General features: G+C 73.2%; 20 protein-coding genes. 6 read left to right on the top strand and 14 right to left on the bottom strand.

Translation table 11 applies throughout. The features are described from left to right. Window positions 1–3: 3 nt before the first annotated feature. The 3 genes from ABZ234_RS14110 to ABZ234_RS14100 all read right to left on the bottom strand — a co-directional run bounded on the left by ABZ234_RS14110 (window position 4) and on the right by ABZ234_RS14100 (window position 3,676). Window positions 4–795, bottom strand: a complete 792-nt coding sequence (locus ABZ234_RS14110) for a 3'(2'),5'-bisphosphate nucleotidase CysQ (protein ID WP_344178913.1) — start codon at window positions 793–795, stop codon at window positions 4–6. 3 nt (window positions 796–798) lie between these two features. After that, window positions 799–2,349, bottom strand: a complete 1,551-nt coding sequence (locus tag ABZ234_RS14105; protein WP_355012279.1) for a sugar transferase — start codon at window positions 2,347–2,349, stop codon at window positions 799–801. Between the two features lie 346 nt (window positions 2,350–2,695). Further along, complete coding sequence (locus ABZ234_RS14100; protein WP_355012278.1) at window positions 2,696–3,676, bottom strand: DsbA family oxidoreductase; 981 nt, start codon at window positions 3,674–3,676, stop codon at window positions 2,696–2,698. Window positions 3,677–3,751: 75 nt separating this feature from the next. Between ABZ234_RS14100 and ABZ234_RS14095 the strand changes: the two genes are divergently transcribed. Next, a complete protein-coding gene (locus ABZ234_RS14095) occupies window positions 3,752–4,366 on the top strand; it encodes a TetR-like C-terminal domain-containing protein (RefSeq protein ID WP_355012277.1) in 615 nt (204 codons plus the stop codon). Between the two features lie 202 nt (window positions 4,367–4,568). On the opposite strand, the gene pth is transcribed toward ABZ234_RS14095, so the two are convergent. From pth to glmU, 4 genes are all read right to left on the bottom strand, one after another. After that, window positions 4,569–5,144, bottom strand: coding sequence for an aminoacyl-tRNA hydrolase (gene pth, locus ABZ234_RS14090; protein WP_267948118.1), 576 nt, complete (start codon window positions 5,142–5,144; stop codon window positions 4,569–4,571). A gap of 186 nt (window positions 5,145–5,330) precedes the next feature. Beyond that, complete coding sequence (locus tag ABZ234_RS14085) at window positions 5,331–5,921, bottom strand: 50S ribosomal protein L25/general stress protein Ctc (protein WP_267948117.1); 591 nt, start codon at window positions 5,919–5,921, stop codon at window positions 5,331–5,333. A gap of 358 nt (window positions 5,922–6,279) precedes the next feature. Continuing rightward, a complete protein-coding gene (locus tag ABZ234_RS14080) occupies window positions 6,280–7,248 on the bottom strand; it encodes a ribose-phosphate diphosphokinase (RefSeq protein ID WP_276567185.1) in 969 nt (322 codons plus the stop codon). A 17-nt stretch (window positions 7,249–7,265) separates the two neighbouring features. Then, the gene (gene glmU, locus ABZ234_RS14075) at window positions 7,266–8,726 is read right to left on the bottom strand and encodes a bifunctional UDP-N-acetylglucosamine diphosphorylase/glucosamine-1-phosphate N-acetyltransferase GlmU (RefSeq protein ID WP_355012276.1); all 1,461 of its coding nucleotides are present in this window, start codon (window positions 8,724–8,726) and stop codon (window positions 7,266–7,268) included. Window positions 8,727–9,321: 595 nt separating this feature from the next. Here glmU and ABZ234_RS14070 point away from each other — a divergent pair. The 4 genes from ABZ234_RS14070 to ABZ234_RS14055 all read left to right on the top strand — a co-directional run bounded on the left by ABZ234_RS14070 (window position 9,322) and on the right by ABZ234_RS14055 (window position 12,992). Further along, window positions 9,322–10,284, top strand: a complete 963-nt coding sequence (locus tag ABZ234_RS14070; protein ID WP_267948115.1) for a fatty acid desaturase — start codon at window positions 9,322–9,324, stop codon at window positions 10,282–10,284. 14 nt (window positions 10,285–10,298) lie between these two features. Further along, entirely contained in the window at window positions 10,299–10,955 is a 657-nt protein-coding gene (locus ABZ234_RS14065; RefSeq protein WP_267948114.1) for a TetR/AcrR family transcriptional regulator, read from the top strand. A gap of 129 nt (window positions 10,956–11,084) precedes the next feature. Beyond that, window positions 11,085–11,594, top strand: coding sequence for a MarR family transcriptional regulator (locus tag ABZ234_RS14060; RefSeq protein WP_267948113.1), 510 nt, complete (start codon window positions 11,085–11,087; stop codon window positions 11,592–11,594). 432 nt (window positions 11,595–12,026) lie between these two features. Further along, window positions 12,027–12,992 (top strand): GDSL-type esterase/lipase family protein, encoded by a 966-nt coding sequence (locus ABZ234_RS14055; protein ID WP_355012325.1) that lies wholly within the window; start codon window positions 12,027–12,029, stop codon window positions 12,990–12,992. 223 nt (window positions 12,993–13,215) lie between these two features. On the opposite strand, the gene ABZ234_RS14050 is transcribed toward ABZ234_RS14055, so the two are convergent. From ABZ234_RS14050 to ABZ234_RS14030, 5 genes are all read right to left on the bottom strand, one after another. Then, a complete protein-coding gene (locus tag ABZ234_RS14050) occupies window positions 13,216–13,707 on the bottom strand; it encodes a glutathione peroxidase (RefSeq protein WP_355012275.1) in 492 nt (163 codons plus the stop codon). Window positions 13,708–13,998: 291 nt separating this feature from the next. Then, window positions 13,999–15,780: an ABC-F family ATP-binding cassette domain-containing protein gene (locus ABZ234_RS14045; RefSeq protein WP_344178925.1), complete on the bottom strand. Its 1,782-nt coding sequence runs from the start codon at window positions 15,778–15,780 to the stop codon at window positions 13,999–14,001. A gap of 329 nt (window positions 15,781–16,109) precedes the next feature. Next, entirely contained in the window at window positions 16,110–17,009 is a 900-nt protein-coding gene (locus tag ABZ234_RS14040; RefSeq protein ID WP_344178926.1) for a transketolase C-terminal domain-containing protein, read from the bottom strand. 10 nt (window positions 17,010–17,019) lie between these two features. Then, complete coding sequence (locus tag ABZ234_RS14035; RefSeq protein WP_267948109.1) at window positions 17,020–17,727, bottom strand: thiamine pyrophosphate-dependent enzyme; 708 nt, start codon at window positions 17,725–17,727, stop codon at window positions 17,020–17,022. Window positions 17,728–17,810: 83 nt separating this feature from the next. Beyond that, window positions 17,811–18,782 carry a 4-(cytidine 5'-diphospho)-2-C-methyl-D-erythritol kinase gene (locus tag ABZ234_RS14030; protein ID WP_355012274.1) on the bottom strand — a complete coding sequence of 324 codons (972 nt, stop codon included), beginning with the start codon at window positions 18,780–18,782 and terminating at the stop codon, window positions 17,811–17,813. 265 nt (window positions 18,783–19,047) lie between these two features. Here ABZ234_RS14030 and ABZ234_RS14025 point away from each other — a divergent pair, with 265 nt between their 5' ends. Then, window positions 19,048–20,940: a serine/threonine-protein kinase gene (locus tag ABZ234_RS14025; protein ID WP_267948107.1), complete on the top strand. Its 1,893-nt coding sequence runs from the start codon at window positions 19,048–19,050 to the stop codon at window positions 20,938–20,940. A gap of 147 nt (window positions 20,941–21,087) precedes the next feature. On the opposite strand, the gene guaA is transcribed toward ABZ234_RS14025, so the two are convergent. Together guaA and galE are read right to left on the bottom strand one after the other, a co-directional pair. Beyond that, window positions 21,088–22,668, bottom strand: coding sequence for a glutamine-hydrolyzing GMP synthase (gene guaA, locus ABZ234_RS14020; RefSeq protein ID WP_355012273.1), 1,581 nt, complete (start codon window positions 22,666–22,668; stop codon window positions 21,088–21,090). 92 nt (window positions 22,669–22,760) lie between these two features. Then, the gene (gene galE / locus ABZ234_RS14015) at window positions 22,761–23,783 is read right to left on the bottom strand and encodes a UDP-glucose 4-epimerase GalE (RefSeq protein ID WP_267948105.1); all 1,023 of its coding nucleotides are present in this window, start codon (window positions 23,781–23,783) and stop codon (window positions 22,761–22,763) included. Window positions 23,784–23,934: the final 151 nt, after the last annotated feature.

The raw sequence follows: 23,934 nt of genomic DNA, 5'->3' as shown, positions 1-23,934 counted from the left end.
CGGTCAGCCCCCCGCGTGCGGACCCGCGCTGTCCAGGTCCGCGCCGTCGCGGATGCTTGCCAACAACATACCCGACAATTCCGATCGGCATACGAGGACATCGGGGAGTAGCGGGTCGGCTACGTTGTAGCGCAGTTCGGAGCCGTCGATCCGGGAGGTGTGCAGGCCGGAGGCCCGCGCGACCGCCACCGGGGCCGCGCTGTCCCACTCGTACTGGCCGCCCGCGTGCACGTAGATGTCGGCGATGCCGAGGAGCACCGCGCAGATCTTCGCGCCCGCCGACCCCATCGGTACCACCTCGGCGCCGAGCTGGGTCGCCATCCGCTGCACGAAGGCGGGCGGCCGGGTCCGGCTGGCCGTGATGCGCAGCCGCTGGCCCGCCGGGCGCTCCTCGGGCAGCCAGGGCGGGTCGACCGTGGACAGGGTGCTGCCCTGCGCGGGGAGCGCCACGGCCCCCGCGACCAGGTCGCCGTCCTCCCACAGGGCGACGTGCACCGCCCAGTCGGTGCGGCCCGCCTCCGCGAACTCCCGGGTGCCGTCGAGCGGATCGATGATCCACACGCGCCTGGCCCGGAGCCGGGAGTGGTCGTCGGCGCCCTCCTCGGAGAGCACCGCGTCGCTGGGCCTCAGCCGGCCCAGCGCCGAGAACAGGAACTCGTGGGAGGTCCGGTCCCCCAGCGTGCGCAGCACGTCGGGTTCGTCGAAACCGTGCCGGGCGCGCAGGCGCAGCAGCAGCTGCCCCGCCTCGCCGGCCAGGTCGCGGGCCACCTCATGATCGTTTCGGATGCTCTTCACCGGCTAGTATGCTCCCGCCCCACGGATCACCGCTGACCACGTCTTCCACAGGATCTGGATGTCCAGCGTCAGCGACCAGTTTTCCACGTACCGCAGATCGAGGCGGACCGATTCCTCCCACGAGAGGTCGGACCTGCCGCTGACCTGCCACAGACCCGTCAGCCCCGGTTTGACCACCAGCCTCCGGCGGACGTCGTGCCCGTACTGGGCGACCTCCTCCGGCAGCGGCGGCCTGGGGCCGACGAGCGACATCTCCCCCCGGACCACGTTGACGAGCTGGGGAAGCTCGTCGAGCGAGTACCGGCGCAGCCATGCCCCCACGGACGTCACCCTGGGGTCGCGACGCATCTTGAACAGCACACCGTCGTGCTCGTTGCGGGGCTGGAGCATCGCCTTCAACGCCTCGGCCCCGACCACCATGGTACGGAACTTGTACACGGTGAACTCGGCGCCACCCCGGCCCACGCGGGTCTGCGTGAACAGCGCGGGGCCGCGGCCCTCCCCCCGGATGAGGACGAACAGCGCCAGGAACAGCGGGGACAGCAGGAACAGGGCGAGCGCGGCGGCGGAGCGGTCGAAGACCGACTTGAGCACGCGGCGGACGCCCGCCAGCTCGGGGTGCTCCACGTGCAGGAGCGGCAGCCCCGCGACCGGCCGGATGGAGGTCCGCGGCCCCGCGACCTCCATCAGCGCCGACGCGACGATGATGTCGGTGCCGTTCTTCTCCAGCCGCCAGGCCAGGCGGCGCAGTTCGGCCCCGTCCATCTCGGGGCAGGCGAGGACCGCCACGGTGTCGGCCCCGACGAGGGCCGCCGCGTCGGCCGCGTCCTCGAAGGCGCCCAGGACCGGGCAGTCCTCCACCGCGTCCGTCCCCAGGCCGGCGACGGTGTCGTCCGGCGGCAGGCACACGCCGACGACGCGCATGCCGTGGTAGATCTCGTCGCGGAACCGGCGGATCAGGTCCCCCGCTGCGGCCCGGTGCCCGACGACCACGACGCCGCTCATGCACAGTCCGGAGCGCCGCCTCCGGTGCAGGGCCTTGCGGCGCGCGTACCGCAGGGCGAGGCTGACCAGGGGGACGAGCGGGAGCGCGACGAGTGCGTAGCCGCGCGCCAGGTCGAACGTGACCGCGTACGCGCCGATCGCGACGGACGCGGCGAGCGCGAGCCCGGCCGTGGCGACGCGCCGGTACTCCTCGGTGCCCACGCCGAGGAAGCGCCGGGCGTAGCCGCCGCCCAGGTAGACGAACAGGACCCACGCGAAGGGCAGGAGGAGGGAGAGCAGGAGGTGGGTGGAGGCGGCGGACGCCCCCGGTGAGCCGTGGAAGCGGAGGACCGTTCCGCCCAGGGTCGCCGCGAGGGCCGCGGCGAGGTCCAGCACGACGAGGCTCACGACGTACGGCCGCGTCCAGGACGCGGAGCGCGTCCGCGGCCCGGCGCCTCCCCCGGTGAGCAGCGGACCGATCCCGGCGTCCCGTCCGCCGGCGCCGTCTCCGGCGCCGACGACGGTGCGCGCCGGCTGTTCACGGACGGCCTTCACCCCGCTGGTGACCATGCTTCCCCCAAGACCACGGCTGTGGAGCCCTACTTCGAGTCATCACCCCGGGCGCCACTGGCATCGACGCAGAGGGCATGAGCGGGGCGTCTGGTCGGGCGCGCACAGGAACGACGACCCGAACAGTAACCAAAAGTAGTGGAAAAGTCGCGCTGGGTTGCTCATTGTCGGGCAAGAAGACCTGGTCAAGCCAAGAATGTGTCTGTTCCGAGACCCGGAACACCCCGGCGGACACGCCGGGGACGGACAGAAGTGGACCCGGGTAGGGGACGACCGAAACCGTGCGCGGGACGTGACGGCCCGCCCGGGGAACGCGGCCCCGGGGTCGACCCCGGGGCCGGCTCCGTCAGGCGTAGGACGGGACCATCACCCCCGCCAGGCGCAGGTGGGGCGCGGCCGACTCCTCCTCTCCCTGGCGCTGGAGGGTCCGCCCCAGCAGCAGGCGGGCGTAGGCGTCGTCCGGGGCCTCCTCGACCAGCGCCTCCAGTCCTCGCCTGGCGCGGTTGAGCTGCGCGGAGCGGTAGTGGGCGCGGGCGGCGAGCAGGCGCACGCCCCGGTCGGCGGCGTGCCCGTCGAGCAGCGGCCGCAGGAGCGTGAGCGCCCCGAGCGGGTCGCCCGAGTCCAGCAGGGCCTCCGCCAGGCGGAAGCGCTCGACCTCCTCCGGGAGGACCCGGGGCTCGTGCCCGGCGGCGGCGACCAGGAACTCACGGATCGCGTCGGGGTGCTGCGCACCCTCCAGCGCGCGGCCGTTGGCGACGAGCGTCGGGGAGGTGCGGACCCCGGCCGCCCGGCCGCGCAGGACCAGCTCCCGGACCTCCTGCCCTCCCTCCCCCGCCCGGAGGAGGCGGCCGCCGTCCGGGAGACCGGCGCCCCGGGCGATCCGGTCGAGGACCGGGGCGGAGCCGATGTCCTCGCCCTCCACGAAGTGGGCGCGCAGGACGCCCTCCACGACGGCGTCCTGGAGCCCGGTCCCTTCGGCCCGGCCCGCGAGCAGGACGAGCCTGTGGGCGTCGTGGCTGCTGACCCTCCAGGCCGCGCCCCACCGGGGCCCCAGGCCCTCGGACGCCGCGGTCTCCGCGACCCGGGCCCGGTTCTCACCCGGAGTGAGGGCGGGTGCGCACGCCCGGAGGGCGTCGTCCACGGAGGGATCCTCCAGCAGCGCGCCCAGCGGCTCGCCGACCGCGGGGGCGGAGGGGTCGATCCGGTACGGGCGCCAGACCACCTCCATGGACTCCGCGCCGGACAGGCCGGCGAGGGCCCGCTCCAGGCGCCGCTTGCCGATGTACGTCCAGGGGCAGACCACGTCCGCCCAGACCTCGATCCTCATACCCCGGACCATAACCAACACTTGTCGTTTAAGCAACAGGTGTCTTTTAATGGTCGCGTGTCCTAGCCTGGAACGGTGAACCCCGACGACCCGCGCGCCCGGCGCACCCGTGACCGGCTGCGCGCCGCCCTCCTCTCCCTGGCCGCCGAGCGGGAGCTCGCCGACGTGACGATGTCCGCCGTGGCGCGGTGCGCCGAGGTGAACCGGGCGACGGTGTACCAGCACTACGCCGACCTGGACGCCCTGGTCGCCGACGCCATGGACGACGCCGTCGCGCACGTGGCGCGGTGCGCGGCGCTGTGTCCGCTGGACGCCCCGCGGGACCGGCCGCCGGAACCTCTGGTGGACCTGTTCGCCCACGTGTCCGAGAACGCCGTGCTGTACCGGCGGATGCTGTCCGACCAGGGAAGCCCCCGTTTCGCGAACCGCCTGCGGGAGCGCCTGGCCGGGGAGCTGGCCGCGCGCTTCGCGGCCGGGGCGGGGCCCGCGGGGTTCGACGACGTGCCCGTGCGCACACACGCCGCGTACCTCGCGGGGGCGCTGGTCGGGGTGATCGCCGACGGCGTCCGCGCCGGAACCGATGGGCCGGGCTCGGCGGAGGGGAGGCCGACCGCGGGGGCGGAGGACGGTGGGCCGGTCGGCGGGACGCACGCCCTCGCCCTGGCCACCTGGCGGCTGCTGCGCCGCTGAGAACCGGGTCCGGGGGCGCGGAGGGGGAGGCCGCCCGGGTGGAGGTGCCCGGCGGCAGGAGGCGGCCCGGGGAGGAGCGGGCGGCCCCGTCGACCCGGCCGGGGGCGCCCGCCACGGCGGGCGACGCGGCCGGGGCCCGGCGGGCGGCCCTCCGGCGGGAGGGCGCGGCCGGGGCCGTCCGTGACCGCTCCCCGGCCGTCCCTCAGGCCGCGGTGTGGAAGATGTTCTGCGCCCGGCCCAGGCCGTCGCGGAGGACCGTGCGCACGGCGTCCGCGGCCCGCTCGACGTCCAGGTCCAGCTCGGCGCGCTCGGCCGCGGAGAAGTCCTTGAGCACGTACGCGGCCGGGTCCATGCGTCCCGGCGGGCGGCCCACCCCGAAGCGCACGCGGATGTACTCCGGGCTGGACAGGGACGCCGTCATCGACTTGAGCCCGTTGTGCCCGCCGGGCCCCCCGCCCTTCTTGAGCTTCAGCGCGCCGAAGTCGATGTCCATCTCGTCGTGCACCACGATGATCCGCTCGACCGGCACCTTGTAGAACCTCGCCAGGCCGGCCACCGGGCCGCCCGACAGGTTCATGAAGGTCCGGGGCTTGGCCAGGACCACCGGCACGCCCTCCAGGCGCGTCTCCACCACCTCGGCGTGCGCCTTGTGCGCCTTCCAGCGCTCGCCGCCGGCGAGCGCCCCGACCACCAGGAAGCCGGCGTTGTGCCGGTTGCCCGCGTATTTGGGGCCGGGGTTGCCCAGCCCCACGACGAGCCAGCGCTCGGCCTCGCCCATGTCCCCGCTCCCCCCTTCGGCGCTCCTGCCGCCGCTCCCGCCCGCGGTGTCGCCACCGCCGGCTTCCTTCCTGCCCGACAACACCCTCAACCAGGTCCACATGGGGCACGACCCTACCGATACGGCGAACGCGCGGCCCCCGTGGGAACCGCGCGTTCGTCCAGATCCGTGGACAGCACCACCGCCCTACTCGGCGGCGGCCTCCTCGGTGGTCTCGGCTCCGGTCGTCGGCTCCTCCTCCACGCGGGGCGCGGAGACGGTGAGCACGAGGGTCTCGGGGTCGGTGACCAGGGTGGCGCCCGTGGGCAGCTTCAGGTCGCCGGCGGTCGGGTTGGCCCCGACCTCCAGGCCTTCGATGTCGAAGTCGACACCGGTGGGGATGTTGGTGGCCTCAGCCTCGACGGTCACGGTGACGAGCTCCTGATTGAGCACACCCGGGGCCTTGACCTCACCGGTCAGGTTCACCGAGATCTCAACCTCGACCTTCTCGCCCTTGGACACGACCAGGAGGTCGATGTGCTCAAGGAAGCCCTTGATGGCGTCGCGCTGCACACTCTTGGGCAGGGCGAGGTTGTCCTTGTCCAGGCCTTCGAGGCGGATCAGGACGTTCGGGGTCTTCAGGGCGAGCATGAGCTCGTGGCCCGGCAGGTTCAGGTGGCGGGGCTCGGTGCCGTGGCCGTAGAGGACGGCCGGCACCTTACCCGCGCGGCGGGCGCGACGGGAGGCGCCCTTGCCGAATTCCGTGCGGGGCTCGGCAGCGATACGTACCTCGGACACGACAAAACTCCTCGGGTTCAACCCCGCAGCACGGGGAACACGACTCCAGTAGTACGAACGATTCCCGCCCTCGGCGGAGAATGCGGCGGGGTCTCCCCTCAGGCAGGGGACGCGACCGCCCTGGTTCCAGGCGTGCCCGGCGAGCCGTCACCGGACCCGTCCGGCCCGGGAACGCTCGTCGCGCACCCCTGCCCGTGCTCCTGAGCGAAGCCGAACACGACTCCACCTGGGCACGGGGACACTCGGTCAAGTCTACTGGCTTCACCGACGACTCAGAACACGCCCCGTCGGCGGGCGCCTCCCGGACCGGGAGGCCGTCAACGGGGCGCGCGGGACTTGGCGGGAACTTGGCGCGGGCCTACTCGAACAGGCTCGTGACCGAGCCGTCCGTGAAGACCTCGCTGATCGCGCGGGCCACCAGCGGGGCGATCGAGAGCTGGGTCAGCTTCTCGAAGGCCCGCTCCTCGGGGACGGGGAGCGTGTTGGTGATGATCACCTCCGAGATCCGCGAGTTCTGGAGGCGCTCGGCCGCCGGGCCGGACAGCACGCCGTGCGTGGCGGCCACGATGACCTTCCTGGCCCCCTGCTCGAACAGGGCCTCGGAGGCCTTCACGATGGTGCCGCCGGTGTCGATCATGTCGTCCACCAGGACGCAGACGCGGTCCTTGACCGTGCCGACGACCTCGTGGACCTTCACCTGGTTGGCGACGTCCGGGTCGCGCCGCTTGTGGATGATCGCCAGGGGGGCGCCGAGGCGGTCCGCCCAGCGGTCGGCGGTCCGGACGCGGCCCGCGTCGGGGGAGACCACGGTGATGTCGGAGCGCTCGACCTGGCTGGCGACGTGGTCGGCCAGGATCGGCAGCGCGAAGAGGTGGTCGACCGGGCCGTCGAAGAAGCCCTGGATCTGGTCCGTGTGCAGGTCGACGGCCATCATCCGGTCCGCGCCCGCGGTCCGGAACAGGTCGGTGACCAGGCGCGCCGAGATGGGCTCGCGGCCGCGGTGCTTCTTGTCCTGGCGGGCGTAGCCCAGGATCGGCGTGACCACGGTGATCCGCTTGGCGGACGCGCGCTTGAGCGCGTCCACCATGATCAGCTGCTCCATGATCGACTCGTTGACCGGGTCGGCGTGGCTCTGGATGACGAACGCGTCGCAGCCGCGGACCGACTCCAGGTACCGCATGAAGATCTCACCGTTGGCGAAGGTGTCGAACCGGGTGGGGACCACCTCGATCCCCAGCTCCTTGGCTACCTCCTCGGCCAGCCCCGGGTGTGTGCGTCCCGAGAACAGCATCAGGTTCTTCTGGCCGGTGGCCTTCATGCCGGTCACGTGTTTCTCCCCCACAGTCACTGCTTGTCGTCGGCTCTGTGCCGATCGGCCTTGTCCGCCGCCTCGGCGGAGGGCGTGCCCGGGCGCTTGCGCCGGGTCCAGCCCTCGACGTTGCGCTGGCGGTGCCCCTCGGAGATCGCCAGCGCGCCGGGCGGAACGTCGTCCCTGATCACGGTGCCCGCACCGGAGTAGGCGCCGTCGCCCACGTGCACGGGCGCGACGAAGGTGTTGTCGCTGCCGAGCCGCACGTGGTCGCCGATGACGCTCCGGTGCTTGTCCACCCCGTCGTAGTTGACGAACACGGAGGAGCAGCCGATGTTGCTGCCCACGCCGATGTCCGCGTCCCCGACGTAGGTCAGGTGCGGGATCTTGGATCCGGCGCCCACGTTCGAGTTCTTGATCTCGACGAAGGCGCCGGCCTTGGCCCGCCCGGCCAGGCGGGTGCCCGGTCGGAGGAAGGTGTAGGGGCCCACCGTGGCCCCCGGGCCGATCTCGGCCCGGTCGGCGGTCGTCTCGCGCACCCGGGCGCCCTCGCCGACGACCGTGTCCCTCAGGTCGGCGCGGGGGCCGACGACGGCGTCCTCGCCGACGACGGTGGCGCCGAGCAGGCGGGTGCCGGGCTCGAGCACGGCGTCGCGTCCGATGCGGACCTGCGCGTCCACCCACGTGGAGGCGGGGTCCACCACCGTGACGCCCGCGAGCATGTGCTCGGCGAGGAGGCGGTCGTTGAGGACGCGGCGGGCCTCGGAGAGCTGGACGCGGTTGTTGACGCCCTGCACCTCGTGCCAGTCCTCGGCGATCCAGGCGCCGACCCGGTTCCCGTCCCCGCGCAGGAGCGCGACCGCGTCGGTGATGTACTCCTCGCCCTTGGCGTTGTCCGTGGACAGGCGCTTGACGACGGCGGACAGGAGCGCTCCGTCGAACGCGTACATGCCCGAGTTGATCTCGTCGATCGCGTGCTGCTCCGGGGAGGCGTCGGCGTGTTCGACGATGCCGGTGAAGTCGCCGTCGCCGTCGCGCACGATGCGCCCGTAGCCGTGGGGGTCGGGGACGCGGGCGGACAGCACCGTGACGGCGTTGCCCTCCTTCTCGTGGGCGGCCACCAGCTCCGAGAGCGTGGAACCGCGCAGGAGCGGGGTGTCCCCGCACGTCAGGACGACGGTGCCGGCGAGCTCGGTGCCCTTGGCGGCGAGGTCCTCGACCGCCATGCGCACCGCGTGGCCGGTGCCGTTCTGCTCCTCCTGGACCGCGGTGGCGGCCTCGGGGGCGACCTCCGCCAGGTGGGACCGGACCTGGTCCCGGGCGTGGCCGACGACCACGACCGAGTGGTGGGGGTCCAGTTCGCCCGCGGCCGCGAGAACGTGGCCGAGCATGCTGCGGCCGTTGAGCTCGTGGAGGACCTTGGGAAGCTTCGACTTCATTCGGGTGCCCTCGCCCGCCGCGAGGACGATGACGGCAGCCGGACGGTTCACGCTCACTGAAGGAGACCCCTCGTGATAGCTGGCATTGAACTGTCGGCTCACCCTTCGGCGGCTCGACCCGCGTGCCGCGCGGGCGGCCGTCGGATGACCAGCGGCCGACATGGGAAGGATACATGCGTGTCACAGGCGTCCTGCGGGCACGTGACGCCGGGGCGGGGAGCGGGGGCCGGACCGGGCCTGTGGCGTCGGGTTCCGGGGCGTTCTGTGAGATGCGCCGCGCCACCGGGCCGGGCCCGGCGCCGGGGAGCCCGGGGCGTCCGGGCGCAAGGGCCGGGGTTTCCCTCGCGCGCACGGGGATACGGGGATAGGGGGGAGAACGGGTGGAGGCTCCCGGACCAGGGCTCGAACCTGGACGATGGGGACCAAAACCCCACATGCTGCCGATTACATCATCCGGGAAGGCAGGGCGCGCACGCGTTGCGCCGTACGCCAGGCACCAACATAGCGCCTCCGGTGGAGGGCTTGCCAAACCTACGGGGTCGTAGGTTACGGTTACGTAGGAATAGGTTGGGCCGTCGCGACGGGTGCTCCGCGCCTCTCGGACACCGTCCGACCGCGAGGACCCTGCCGTGACGACGAGGTGTGTACGACCATGACCACTGCTGCCGAGCTACCGACCGAGAACGCCGAGGGGAAGCGCGAGGCGATCCCCGAGTACGAGCCGGAACTGCGGGGCAGGGCCGAGCGCTTCACCGTCTTCGCGTTCGTCTTCGTCCCGCTCATCGCCCTGCTCGCCTCCGTCCCCTTCTTCTGGGGATGGGGCCTGAGCCTCACCGACATCGCGATCGCGTCGGTCTTCTACCTCATCAGCGGCCTGGGCATCACGGTCGGCTTCCACCGCCACTTCACCCACGGCTCCTTCAAGGCCAACCGCCCGCTGCGGATCGCGCTCGCGGTCGCCGGCTCGCTGGCCATCGAGGGCAGCGTCATCAAGTGGGTGGCCGACCACCGCCGCCACCACAAGTACGCCGACGCCGAGGGCGACCCGCACTCGCCGTGGCGCTTCGGGGACGACTGGAAGTCCGTCGCCAAGGGCCTGTACTACGCGCACATGGCCTGGATGTACCTGGACGACAAGAAGACCTCGCCGCGCCGCTTCGCCCCGGACCTGCTCAAGGACAAGGACATCGTCCTCGTCGACAAGCTGTTCCTGCCGATCGTGCTCTTCTCCCTCGGCGCCCCCGCCCTCATCGGCGGCCTCGTGACCATGTCCTGGTGGGGCGCGTTCACCGCGTTCTTCTGGGCGAGCCTGGTCCGCGTGGCGCTGCTGCACCACGTCACCTGGTCCATCAACTCCATCTGCCACACCATCGGCGAGGAGAACTTCGAGGTGCGCGACCGCTCCCGCAACGTGTGGTGGCTCGCCATCCCGTCGTTCGGCGAGTCCTGGCACAACCTGCACCACGCGGACCCGACCTGCGCGCGCCACGGCGTGCTCAAGGGCCAGATCGACATCTCCGCCCGCGTGATCTGGGCGTTCGAGAAGCTCGGCTGGGCCACGAAGGTCCGCTGGCCCAACAACGACCGGCTCGCCGCCAAGCGGGTCAAGGTCTAGGATCGACAGCCATCATGGGAGCAGCCGACAGCGAGCAGAAGGTCCGCGTGCGCCGCAAGCGCATGACGGGCAAGGAGCGTCGGCAACAGCTGTTGGAGATCGGCCGGGAGCTGTTCGCCGAGCGCGGGTTCGACGCGACCTCCGTCGAGGAGATCGCCGCACGGGCCGGGGTGTCCAAGCCCGTCGTGTACGAGCACTTCGGCGGCAAGGAGGGGATCTACGCGGTCGTGGTCGACCGTGAGATGCGCACCCTCCTGGAGATGATGGGCGAGGCCCTCACCGCCGACAGCGCACGGGGCAAGATCGAGAAGGCTGCGCTGGCCCTGCTGCGCTACGTGGAGGAGAACACGGTCGGGTTCCGGGTGCTGACCCGCGACTCCCACGTGGCCTCCGGCACGGGAAGCTTCGCCAGCCTGATCAACGACATCGCCAGCCAGGTCGAGCACATCATGGTCGACGAGTTCGCCGAGCGCGGCTACGACCCGGCGCTCGCCCCGATGTACGCGCAGGCCCTGGTGGGCATGTGGGCGCTGACGGGCCAGTGGTGGCTCGAGGTGCGCAGGCCCAAGCGCGAGGTGGTCGCCGCGCACCTGGTCAACCTGGCCTGGAACGGGCTCGCGAGCCTGGAGCCCAAGCCGAGGCTGCAGACGAGGCGGCGGGGCGGGGGCTGACCCCCGTCCCCCGGCGCACCGGGGGACGGGTCCGCCGCGGCCCGTCCCCCGCGCTGCTGCCGCGAGCGGGACGCGGGAAGTGCGGCATACCCGCCCCACTATCTTGATGTCAAGAGATAGGCTGTCCCCATGCGCGATGAGGTGGATGGGCTGATCGAGGCGTGGCGCTCCCAACGCCCGGACGTGGACGTGACACCCCTGGAGGTGTTCAGCCGTGTGTCCCGGCTCGCACGCCACCTGGACCGCGCCCGGCGCACGGTCTTCACCGAGCACGCACTGGAGCCCTGGGAGTTCGACGTGCTCGCGGAGCTGCGCCGCTCCGGCCCCCCGTACGAACTGAGCCCCGGACGGCTGCTGCGCGCCACCCTGGTGACCTCCGGGACCATGACCAACCGGGTGGACAGGCTGGCCGCCGCCGGCCTGGTCAAGCGCCGCCCCGACCCCGACGACAAGCGCGGGGTGCTGGTCCGGCTCACCGAACGCGGCGCCGAGCGCATCGACGCCGCCCTGGAGTCGCTCCTCAGCTACGAGGAGACGCTTCTGGCCCCCATGCCCGACGGCGACCGGCAGCAGCTGGCATCGTTGCTCAGATGCCTTCTGGCCCCCCTCGACAGGGACCCCTCCCGACCGCAGGGCTAGGGCTCGTTCCGCGGAACGTCCCGGGCTCGCGGCGATCGGCGCGAGCGCCGGGACCGCCGGAGGCATCCCCCGCGGCCGGCGGTGTCCGCCCCCACCAGGAGCGCTGCCGGGCGCGCACCGCGTTTCGGGCTCCGGCGGGAGAGCTCGGCGGCCCGCCCCCGCCGCCGCATGCGGGTCCCTCCTCCGTCCCGGAGAGCGCTCCGGACGGTCGCGGCGGTCCGGGCCCCGCGGCCGGCCCGCTGAGAGACATCTCCCACCCGGACGCTCGACGCGGACCCGCGGCGGCTGGCATCGTGGCCCGGACGCCTTCCGGTTCCCCCACGTGAAGGGCCCGGCGGCACCCGGGAAGGGCGGCGCGCCCGCCCACCGGGCAGCCCCGGGCACGTACCTGCAACCGACCCGGGTGGGAGACAGAGAGTGCGAATCCGCTGGATCGCGGTGACGGCCGTCGCAGTGCTGGCGGCGGGGTGCGCGGGCACCGACGGAGAAGGGACGGCGGCGCCGGGGACCCCCGGCGCCGAAGGGGGCTACTACCTGTCCCTGGGCGACTCGCTGGCCGTGGGTGTGCAGCCCGACGAGGACGGGACGCCCGTCGAGACCGAGGAAGGGTACACGGACGTCCTGTACCGCACCCTGCTCGACGACGACCCCGGCCTCCGGCACGAGCGCATGGGCTGCGCGGGCGAGGACACGACCACGTTCATGGAGGGCGGCCTGCCCGACTGCGAGGAGCGCTACGACGACGGTGAGCAGCTCCGGGCCGCCGAGGACTTCCTCGCGGAGCACGAGGGCGAGGTGGACCTGGTGACCCTCACCATCGGGGCGAACAACTTCACCCGCTGCGTGCGGGGGGTGAACGCGCCGGACGGCCGCGCGGACAGCTCCGAGGACATCGACATCGACGCGGAGTGCGTGGCCGACGGCCTCGACCGCCTGGAGGACGAGGTGCCCGAGATCGCCGAGCGGCTGCGCGCCGCGGCCGGCCCGGACACCCGGATCGTCGCGATGACCTACTACAACCCGTTCCTCGCCTTCCTCCTGCTCGACGACGACCCCGCCGGGCAGGCCGCCGCGTCCGCGGAGGAGGCCGAGGAGGTCTTCCCCGAGCACGAGGCGCGGGGCGGGCTCGCCGAGGAGGCCGTGGAGATCCTCACCGAGGTCAACGGGACGCTCACCGAGGCCTACGAGGCCGAGGGCATCGAGGTCGCGGACGTGGACTCCGTCTTCCAGGCCACCAACAGGGAGGTGCCCGAGGACAGCGGGACCGGCATGCCCGCGAACCTCCAGAACGTGTGCGACCTGACCTGGATGTGCGACGCGGAACGGGGCCCGGACATCCACCCGAACGAGCAGGGCGCGCGGGAGATCGCCTCCGTCTTCGCGGAGGAGGTGCGCTGAGGGGCGCTCCGCCCGCGTGGGGACCCGGCGAAGCTCCCCGAGCGCGCCGTCCGGATCGGCGCGGGCGCTCCGCCCGTGTGCGGACCCGGCCGGGCGTCCCCGCTCGCGGGGGACCGGCGGCCCGGTCCCCGTGCCGGTCCGTGCTCCGGCCCGGCACGGGGCCGGGCCGGGGCCCGTCCCCTCCGGTCCGGGCCCGCCCCGGAGGGGACGGGCTACCGCGCCCTCACGCCTCCCCGGGGAGCGACTTCTCGATGAGCGCGACGATGGCGGGGTCGTCCGGCAGCGTGGCCGGGCGGAAGCGGTGCACGGCGCCGTCCGGGAGGACGAGGAACTTCTCGAAGTTCCACTTCACCTTCCCCGCCTGGCCGTCCGCGTCGGGGGTCGCCGTGAGCTCGCCGTAGAGCGGGTGGCGGTCCTTCCCGTTGACCTTGACCTTGCTCGCCATCGGGAAGGTCACCCCCCACGTCGCGGAGCAGTACTCGGCGATCTTGCCGTCGCTGCCGAACTCCTGGAGGAACTGGTTGCTGGGGAACCCCAGCACGGTGAACCCCCGGTCGGCGTAGCGTTTCTGCAACTCCTCCAGCTGCCCGTACTGCGGCGTGAGCCCGCACCGGGAGGCGACGTTCACCACCAGCCTGACCTTTCCGGCCCACTCGCCGAAGGTCGTCTCGCGCCCGTCGATCAGCGTCACCGGAATATCGTCCAAAGCGGTCATGCGGGTTCACTCCTGTCCACTGGGAGGGCGGCGCCCGGCGTACGGTCGGCCGCGGCGGCCCCATGTTCCCGGAGGCTACTCGACGGCGCCCCGAGCCGCCCGGCGGAGGCGGGGAGCCCCTCACGGGACCCCTGCGGGGCCGGGCCGGTCGCGGGAGTGCCCGCGGCCCCGGACCGCGGCCCTCGGCGGGGATGTTCGCACGGGAGCGCCCGGGGAGGGGCGCGGGGCCCGCGCGGACACGGCCGGGCCCCCTCGCGGGGCCCCGGCCGGGGGGAGAAGCGTGCCCGGCGGTCAGTCGCCGACGATCTCCGCCTGCTCCAGCCAGACCTCCTCCAGCTCGCCGCGCTCGGTCGCCAGGGCCTTGGCCTCGGCGTCCAGTTCGGCGAGCCGGGCGTAGTCGTTCGCGGCGGCGGCCATCAGCTCGTGCAGCTCTGCCTCGCGCCTGGTGATGCGGTCCATGCGGCGCTCGACGCGCTGGAGCTCCTTCTGGGCCGCGCGCCGCTCCGTCGCGGACACCGCGGGCTGCTCGGGGGCGGCCCCGGCCGCAGCGGTCTCGGACGCGCCGAGCGGCACCGTGGCCTCCCCCGCGGTCACCGCGCGGCGCTCCAGGTACTCGTCGACGCCGCCGGGCAGGAAGGCGAGGCTGCCGTCCCCCATGAGCGCGAGCACCCGGTCGGTGATGCGCTCCAGGAAGTACCGGTCGTGGCTGACCAGCACGAGGGAGCCCGGCCAGCCGTCGAGGAGGTCCTCCAGCTCGGTGAGGGTCTCGATGTCCAGGTCGTTGGTGGGCTCGTCCAGCAGCAGCACGTTGGGCTCGTCCATGAGCAGGCGCAGGAGCTGGAGGCGGCGGCGCTCGCCGCCGGACAGGTCGCCGATCGGCGTCCACTGCCGGTCGCCCCGGAAGCCGAAGCGCTCCAGCATCTGGCTCGCCGTGTAGTCGCGCTTGCCGATGGTGATGTGCTCGCGGATCTCCATGACGGCCTGGAGCGGGCGAGCCTCGGGGTCGAGTTCGACGACGTTCTGCGACAGGTGGGCGAGCCTGACGGTGCGGCCGGTGCGCACGCTGCCGGAGTCGGGCTCGCGCTCCTCGGCGAGGATCTTGAGGAGGGTGGACTTGCCCGCGCCGTTCACCCCCACCAGGCCGACCCGGTCGCCGGGGCCCAGCTGCCAGGTGAGGTGGTCCAGGAGGGTCCGGTCGGGGACGGCCACCGACACGTTCTTGAGGTCGATGACGGTCTTGCCGAGCCGGGAGCTCGCGAACCGCACCAGCTCGACGGTGTCGCGGAGCGGCGGCTCGTCGGCGATGAGCTGGTTGGCCGCCTCGATGCGGAACTTGGGCTTGGAGGTCCGGGCCGGGGCGCCGCGGCGCAGCCAGGCCAGCTCCTTGCGCATGAGGTTCTGGCGCCGCTCCTCGGAGGCCGCGGCCTGGCGGTCCCGTTCGGCCTTGGCCAGGACGTAGGCGGCGTAGCCCCCCTCGTAGCGCTCGACGGCGCCGCGCCCGACCTCCCAGGTGCGGGTCGTGACGGCGTCCAGGAACCAGCGGTCGTGCGTGACGACCACGAGCGCCTCCGGGCGGCCGCGCAGGTGCTCGGCGAGCCAGGCGATGCCCTCGATGTCGAGGTGGTTGGTGGGCTCGTCCAGGACGATGAGGTCGTGGTCGCCGATGAGCAGCCGCGCCAGTCCCGAGCGGCGGCGCTCGCCGCCGGAGAGCCCGGACATGGGCGTGTCCAGGTCCCAGCCGCCGAGGAGGCCTCGCAGGACGTCGCGGATGCGGGAATCGCCCGCCCACTCGTGCTCGGCGCGGTCGCCCAGCACGAACCCGCCGACGGTGGTGTCGGGGAAGGTGTCGCGCTGGTGCAGGAAGCCGATGCGCAGCCCGCGGTTGTGCACGACCCGCCCGGAGTCGGGCTCGGTGATGCCGGAGAGCACGGAGATCAGCGTGGACTTGCCGCCGCCGTTGCGGCCGACCACACCGATGCGTTCGCCCTCGTCGACGCCGAGCGACACCTTGTCGAGGAGTACGAGCGGCCCGTAGGCCAGGGACACGTCCTGAAGGTTGACCAGATTCGTCATCACCTTCCATTGTCCCGGGTCCGACCCAGTGCCCTGGCCGCCCCGCCCCGGGGCGCGGGATCCCTGTCCCGACGGCGGGGGCCGCGGGCCGGGCTCGTCCCGCCCGTACGCCGCCGCGCCCCGGGCCCCGGCGAGCCCGGGCACGGGTGGCGGGGTGCCTCCCGCGGGGCGCGGCCCGGGTCGCGGTGACCGGGCACGACGCCGCAGTCGCCCGGCGCCTCACGCGGGGATGCGCCCCGGACGGCGCGTGTCCCCGCACGGGACGCGCCCGGGGCCGCACCACGCAAGGCCCCGGGCGCGTTCCGCGCCGCCGGGTTCCCAGCCCCGGCCTACACCAGGAAGAACCCCCTGGCGGCCTCGGCGATGCCCTCCGCGTCCAGGCCGTGCGCCCGCGCGTGCTGTGCGGGGGCGCCGTAGGCGCGCAGTTCCCGGTCGCGGGCCACCCCCAGCCCGAGCTGCCGGTGGCGCCGGTCCACGAGGGCCGCCGCGACCTCGTGCGCGGAGGTCCCGGCGAGGTAGGGCTCCACCACGAGCACGTCGGCGTTGCCCGCCGCCCCGACCAGGGCGCTGAGCCCCGCGCGGTCGAACGGGCGCACGGTGGAGGTGTGGGCGACCGTCACGTCGAGGTCGGCGGTGGCCTCCAGCACGCGGTCCAGCATCGGTCCGACGGCGACCACCACGCCCGCGGAGCGGGGCGACCCCGTGCGCACCGCGGACAGCCGCCCGTCCACGGGCCGGGGCGCGCGGTTCGAGGTCTCCGACAGCCTCACGTACACGCGGTCGTCGCCGGGGATGGCGGACTCCAGGGCGGCGCGGGCCTCGTCCGGGTGTCCCGGCACGTGCACGGTCCACCCCGGGAGGGTGTCGAGCAGGGCGACGTCGCCGGGCGCCTGGTGGGTGCGCCCCTCCTCGGAGGCGTCGTAGGAGCCGCCGATGCTGACCAGGACGGCGCCCACGTCCTGGTGGGCGAAGTCCAGTTTGACCTGCTCGAACGGCCGCTCGACCAGGAACGGGGCGTAGCTGTGCACGATCGGGCGCATCCCGGTCAGGGCGAGCCCGCCGGCCACCCCGATCATGGCCTGCTCCCGGATGCCGACGTCGACCACCCGCCCGGGGTGGCGGGCCGCGGCGGAGCGGAACATGCCCGCCGAGATGGCGGCGAGGACCACCGCGACGCGCGGGTCGCGGTCCATGGCCTCGCTGACGGTGGCGGCGAAGGTTTCTCGCATGGCCTGTCCCCTACCTGGTCCGGACGCGGGCGACGACGGCCAGCGGCCGTCCTGTGTGGGGCCGGGTGAGGGCCTCGTGGAGGGCGTCGTGGTCGCGCCCGGCGACCTCGCGCGCCGCCCACCCCTCCCCCGCGAACCGTGCGGCGACGCCGCCGGGCCAGCCGTGGGTGCTGGAGGCGTTGTCCACGACGACCGCGGTGAGGTTGTCGACGCCGAGCCGCCCGGCGACGGCGATCGCCTCGTGGTTGCTGCCCTCGTCGAGTTCCCCGTCCCCGAGGAGCACCACCACGCGGGGGGCGGCGCCGTCGGGGCGGCGGACGCCCTGGGCGCGCAGGCCGAGGGCGCTGCCCAGTCCGAGGGGCAGGCCGTGGCCGAGGGAGCCGCTGCCGATCTCCACCCCGGGCACGAGGACCCGGTCCGGGTGGTGGCCCAGCGGGGAGTCGAAGGCCGTCCAGCCGCGCAGGGCGGCCACGTCCACGAACCCCTTGGCGGCCAGCACCGCGTAGAACGCCGCGGGCCCGTGGCCCTTGGACAGCAGGAAGCGGTCCCTGGCGGGGTCCTCGGCCGTCGCGGGGGTGACGGCCAGGACGCGGTCGTAGAGGACCCACACCACGTCCAGGGTGGAGTGGGCGGCGCCCATGTGCTTCTCGTCACCCTCCATGAGGCCGATGAGGGCTGGTAGGTCGGCGTAGCGCGACAAGGCGGTTGCGGTCGTCATGCACACCAGTGTTCGACCTCAACCGTGGTTCAGGTCAACTGGGCTAAACCCCCACAGAACGGAAGAAACGACAGTGATTTAGGTCACAGCACAACGGCGCCCGGCACGTCCCCGTGGGCCGTCACCACCTGCTCGCACAGCCCGCTCCCCTCCAGGGCCGCGACCACCGAGGCCTCGCGCTCGGCCACGACGGCGGCGTCCTCCGGTCCACCGCCCACCAGGAACGCACAGGTGGGCCCCGAGCCCGACACCAGGGCCCCCAGGGCCCCGGCGCCCCGCCCGGTCCCGAGGGTGCGCTCCAGCTCCGGCAGGAGGGACAGTGCGGCCTCCTGGAGGTCGTTGGTGAGCGCCGCGCCGACGGCCGCGGGGTCCCCCAGCGCGAGCGCGCCGGCCAGGGCCGGGTCGAGGCTCGGCGGGGGGGCGTCCGGACGGATCCGGTCGTACTCGCGGAAGACCCGCGCCGTGGACAGGCCGTGCGGCGACAGGGCGAAGACCCAGCGGAAACGGCCGGGGCTGGCCATCGGCGAGAGGACCTCGCCCCGTCCCGTCCCGACGGCCGTCGAGCCCACCAGGGCGAAGGGGACGTCGCTGCCGAGCTCGGCGGCGCAGTCGAGGAGGGCCTCCCGTGACAGGCCGGCGCCCCAGAGCCGGTCGCAGGCGACCAGGGCGGCGGCCGCGTCCGCGCTCCCCCCGGCCATGCCTCCCGCCACCGGGATGTTCTTGTCCAGGTGGACGGTGACGGGGAAGCCCTTCCCCGTGCGCTCGGCCACCAGGACCGCCGCGCGGGCGGCCAGGTTGCTCGCGTCGAGGGGAACGCGGGAAAGGTGGGACCCCAGGCCGCCGCCGGCGGTCAGTTCCGCGACGACGGAGCCGTCCCCGCCCGGGGGACTCGGCCGACGCGACCGGGCCTCCTTGACGGTAACCTCATCGAACAGTGAGACGGCGTGGAACACGTTGACGAGGTCGTGGAACCCGTCCTCGCGTCCGGGCCCCACCGCCAACTGGAGGTTCACCTTCGCGGGGACCCGCACGGTTACGGTGGTATTAACGGTCACGAGTCCCCAATCGTAAAGGAACCCCCACCTTGCGTGAACACGTACCCCGCCAGGGGCGCCGGTGTGTTCACCCCCTCCGACCGGCGCTAACGCCATCGGCGGAAGGAATCGGGAACCAGGATCACGATCCGGGGATCGTCACCACTGTCATGTCAGTCACCGCCTGCCCCCAGAACGGCCCAATCAGGCCGCTGAGTGGGAATCAGGGCACAAACACCGCTACCTTGGGGCAAGGCGGGGTTTGGACACCGTCGGGGAGGGTCGCTTGCCGTCGGATGGGCTCCCGAAGAACCTGGAACCGCTGGCCGCCGGGGATCCGGCCACCATCGGTCCCTACGTGCTGTCCGGCAAGCTGGGCAGCGGTGGCATGGGCACCGTCTACCTGGGCAGTATGTCGGACCGGAACAACCAGGTAGCCATCAAGGTCATCCGTCCGGAACTCGCCTTCGACGAGGCGACCCGGGCGCGTTTTCGCGATGAGATGGAGAACGCCCGCAAGGTCGCCTCCTTCTGCACCGCCAAGGTGCTCGACCACGGGACGTTCGAGAACCGTCCCTACATGGTCACCGAGTACATCGCCGGCACCGCCCTGGCCGAGCACATAGCCGAGAACGGTCCGCTGGACTCCTCCACCCTGCACGGCTTCGCCCTGGGCGTGGCCGCCGCGCTCGCGGCCATCCACCGCACCGGGCTGGTCCACCGCGACCTCAAGCCCGCGAACGTGCTGCTGTCGCTGTCGGGCCCCCGGGTGATCGACTTCGGCATCGCGCGCGCGATGAACACCGCCACGAACCACACCCAGACCGGCATCGTCATGGGCAGCCCCGGGTGGATGGCGCCCGAGCAGCTGTTGGAGGAGCAGGTCACCACCTCGGCGGACATCTTCGCCTGGGGGTGCCTGGTGGCGTTCGCCGGCAACGGCACGCACCCCTTCGGCAACGGCGACGCCATGACGCTGGGCAAGCGGGTGCTGTTCGCCGAACCCCAGATCGGCAACCTGGACAGCCCTCTCGACCGCCTCGTGACGCGTGCCCTGGCCAAGGAGCCGAACCGCCGGCCCACCGCCCAGGACCTCCTGCTGGAGCTGGCGGGCGGGGAGGACAGCACCAACCCCAACGACATGGTGTCGCACGCGCTGCACCAGTCGTGGCGGCCCAACCTGCCGCCGATGCCGCCCGGCCCTCCCCCGGGGATGCGCCCCCAGCAGGGCGGGCCCGGGCACCAGACCGTGACGGGCATGCGGCACCCGGCGCCCGGCCAGTACCAGGCGGGCCCGCCCATGCCCGCGCACCAGACGGGCAACTTCCAGCACCCGCAGCCTCCCGCGGGGCCGCCCCCGGGCTATCCCGCGACCGGCCACCAGCCCGGCCCACCGCCGGGCGGCCAGGCGCAGCAGCCCCGGCAGGCGGGTCCGCCCCCGGCCCAGCACCCGGCCTCGACCGGGCCCATCCCGATGGTGCCCCCCGCCGACCAGCAGGCGAACCGCCCCGGGCCGCAGCCGTACGTGCCCCCGGTCCCCCCTCCCCCGCACCGGCCGGCCGCGCCGAACCGGCGCCGCGGACTGGTCGTCGCGGTGGCGGTGGGCGCCGCGGTGCTCCTGGTGCTCATGGCCGTCCTGACGATCCTGGTGATGAACCGGGACGACCCGCCGTTCTCCGGCGGGGACGAGGCCCCTCCCGCGGGGGCCGGCTCGGAGCAGGAGGAGGCCCCGGAGCCCGCACCGGACGACGGCGCCGACGACTCCGTCCCCTCGGACGGATCCGGCGGGGTCTCCGCCGACGGCACGGTCGAGTACCGGGTCAACTCCGTCAACTGCGGGATGGAGACGCTGGAGGGCCGATCCGCGCTCCGCAGGGGCGAGTACTGCGTCGTGGACCTGCAGGTCACCAACCTCCTCGAGGGCGAGCGCTTCGTGTTCGACAGCAAGTCGCAGTACCTGGTCACCGAGTCGGAGTCCGAGGTCGTCGCGGCGACCCCGTCCAGGGACGAACAGGTGAGTTCGCTGTGGGACACCGGCGGCCTCGCCCCGGGCACCCCGGCCGCGGGCGAGCTGGTGTTCATCCTCACCGAGGACGAGAGCCCGGTCAGGCTCCTGCTCAACAACACCCCCGGCGGCGCGCCGACCTCCATCGAGATCCGGGACATGGTGACCTACTAGGGCGGTGGCCGAGAGGCCGCGCGGCCCCGCCCCCCTCCTCCGGGAAGCGCTGCCGGGCCCCGGGGCGGAGCGCAGAGACCGAAAAGGACGGGCCCGGCACACACGCGGTGTGCCGGGCCCGTCCGTGTTCCGGGGAGGGGCGCTCCCCTACTCCCACTCGATGGTGCCCGGGGGCTTGCTGGTCACGTCCAGCGTCACCCGGTTGATCTCCCGGACCTCGTTGGTGATCCGGTTGGAGATCCTCGCCAGCACGTCGTAGGGCACGCGCGACCAGTCCGCGGTCATGGCGTCCTCGCTGCTGACCGGGCGCAGCACGACCGGGTGGCCGTAGGTGCGGCCGTCGCCCTGCACGCCCACCGACCGGACGTCGGCGAGCAGCACGACCGGGCACTGCCAGATCTCGCGGTCCAGGCCGGCGCGGGACAGCTCCTCGCGGGCGATGGCGTCGGCCTCGCGCAGGATCTCCAGCCGGTCGCGGGTCACCTCGCCGATGATGCGGATGCCCAGGCCCGGCCCGGGGAACGGCTGGCGCCACACCATCTCGGCGGGCAGGCCCAGCTCCTCGCCGACCTTGCGCACCTCGTCCTTGAACAGCTCCCGGAGGGGCTCGACCAGGGTGAACTGCAGGTCGTCGGGCAGGCCGCCCACGTTGTGGTGCGACTTGATGTTGGCGGTCCCGGTGCCGCCGCCGGACTCGACCACGTCGGGGTACAGGGTGCCCTGCACGAGGAACTCGACCTCGGCGCCGCCCTCCCCGCCCTCGGCGACGACCTCGCGGGCCGCCTGCTCGAAGACGCGGATGAACTCGCGGCCGATGATCTTGCGCTTCTCCTCGGGGTCGGTGACCCCGGCCAGCGCCGACAGGAACCGCTCCTCGGCGTCCACGACCTTGAGTTTGGCCCCGGTGATCGCGACGAAGTCCTTCTCGACCTGCTCGGCCTCACCCTTGCGGAGCAGGCCGTGGTCGACGAACACGCAGGTCAGCTGGTCGCCGACGGCGCGCTGCACGAGGGCTCCGGCCACGGCGGAGTCGACGCCGCCGCTCAGCGCGCAGATGACGCTCTTGTCGCCGATCTGCTCGCGGATGCGCTCCAGCTGCTCCTCGACGATGTTCACCATCGTCCAGGTGGGACGGCACCCGGCGCCCTCGTACAGGAACCGGCGCAGCACCTCCTGGCCGTGCTCGGTGTGCATGACCTCGGGGTGGAACTGCACGCCGAACAGGCGGCGGTCGGTGTCCTCGAACGCGGCGACCGGGGCGCCGGCGGTGCTGGCGGTCGTGGCGAAGCCCTCGGGGGCCCGCACCACGGAGTCGCCGTGCGACATCCACACCGACAGGTCGGCGGGGGCGCCCGCGAACAGCAGGGAGTCGGTGACGGCCGTCAGCTCGGTGCGGCCGAACTCGCTCAGGTCGGTCCGGTCGACGGTTCCGCCCAGGGCCCGGGTCATCGCCTGGAAGCCGTAGCAGATGCCGAAGGTCGGGACCCCGGTCTCGAACAGCTCGGCGCCGACGACGGGGGCGCCCTCGGCGTAGACCGAGGACGGGCCGCCGGAGAGGATGATGGCCTTGGGTTTCTTGGCGAGCATGTCCTCGACGGGCATGGTCGAGGGCACGATCTCGCTGTGCACATGGCATTCGCGGACGCGTCGTGCGATCAGCTGCGCGTACTGCGCGCCGAAGTCCACGACGAGAACGGTGTCGAACGTGCTCTCAGCACCAACGGACACGACGGAGGACCTTCCGCAGGAAGTACAGGGATAGGCGTCCAGTCTAGGGCGTTCCCCGTGCTCAACCGGTACTCCGGGGTGTGCGGTGGGGCTCAGCTCCCGGCGCCCCCGAAGCCGCCGGGGTTGGCCGACTGCCAGTTCCACGCGTCCCGGCAGGCGTCGTCGACGGTGAGGGCCGCCTTCCAGCCCAGGTCGCGGGCGGCGGCGGAGGGGTCGGAGTAGCACACGGCGACGTCGCCGGGGCGCCGGTCGGCCACCTCGTACGGGACGGGTGCGCCGGTGGCCCGCTCGAACGCGCGCAGGCCCTCCATGACCGAGGTGCCGCGGCCGGTGCCCAGGTTGTAGACGCGGCAGCCCGCGGTGTCGCCGAGGTGGTCGACGGCGGCCAGGTGGCCCTGGGCGAGGTCGACCACGTGCAGGTAGTCCCGGACGCCCGTGCCGTCGGGGGTGTCGTAGTCGTCGCCGAACACGGTGAGCCGCTCCCGGCGTCCGGCCGCGACCTGCGCGATGTACGGGAACAGGTTGTTGGGGACGCCCAGGGGGTCCTCGCCGATGAGCCCGCTGGGGTGGGCGCCGATCGGGTTGAAGTAGCGCAGGGAGACGATGTGCCAGCGGGGGTCGGCGGCGGCCAGGTCCTCCAGGACGCGCTCGATGAACAGCTTGGTGGCGCCGTAGGGGTTGGTCACCGAGAGGGTGCTGTCCTCTGTGAGGGGCAGGTGCTCGGGGTCGCCGTAGACCGTCGCCGACGAGCTGAACACCAGGTTCCGGACGTCGTGCTCGTCCATCGCCTCGGCGAGGTTCAGGAGCGCGTCGAGGTTGTTGCGGTAGTAGCGCAGCGGCTGGGCGACGGACTCGCCCACCGCCTTGAGCCCGGCCAGGTGGATGACGGCGTCGACGTCGTGGACGTCGAAGATCCGGCGCAGCGCTGCGGGGTCGGTGCAGTCCGCCCGGTGGAAGGCGACGGTCCGCCCGGTGATGCGCTCGACGCGGCGGACGGCCTCCTCGCTGCTGTTGACGAGGGAGTCGACCACGACGACGTCGTGTCCGGCCTGGAGCAGTTCGACCGCGGTGTGCGAGCCGATGTACCCGGCCCCCCCGGTGAGCAGTACGTTCATCTCTCGCTTCCCTGGCTGAGGAGCGCCCGCCCTCTCGCGGACGCTCCCCAGGATAGGGGGCGGCCGGATCGGCCGCCGGTGACACGCGCCACCCGGGCGCCTGCCGTGACCGGCCGCTCCCGGGCCCGGTACGGCGGGCCGCGGGCGCGCC

This window comes from Nocardiopsis sp. NPDC006198 (assembly GCF_040613895.1).
In the GTDB taxonomy this organism is placed as follows: Bacteria; Actinomycetota; Actinomycetes; order Streptosporangiales; family Streptosporangiaceae; genus Nocardiopsis; species Nocardiopsis tropica.
This window is presented reverse-complemented; position numbering and strand designations above follow the sequence as displayed.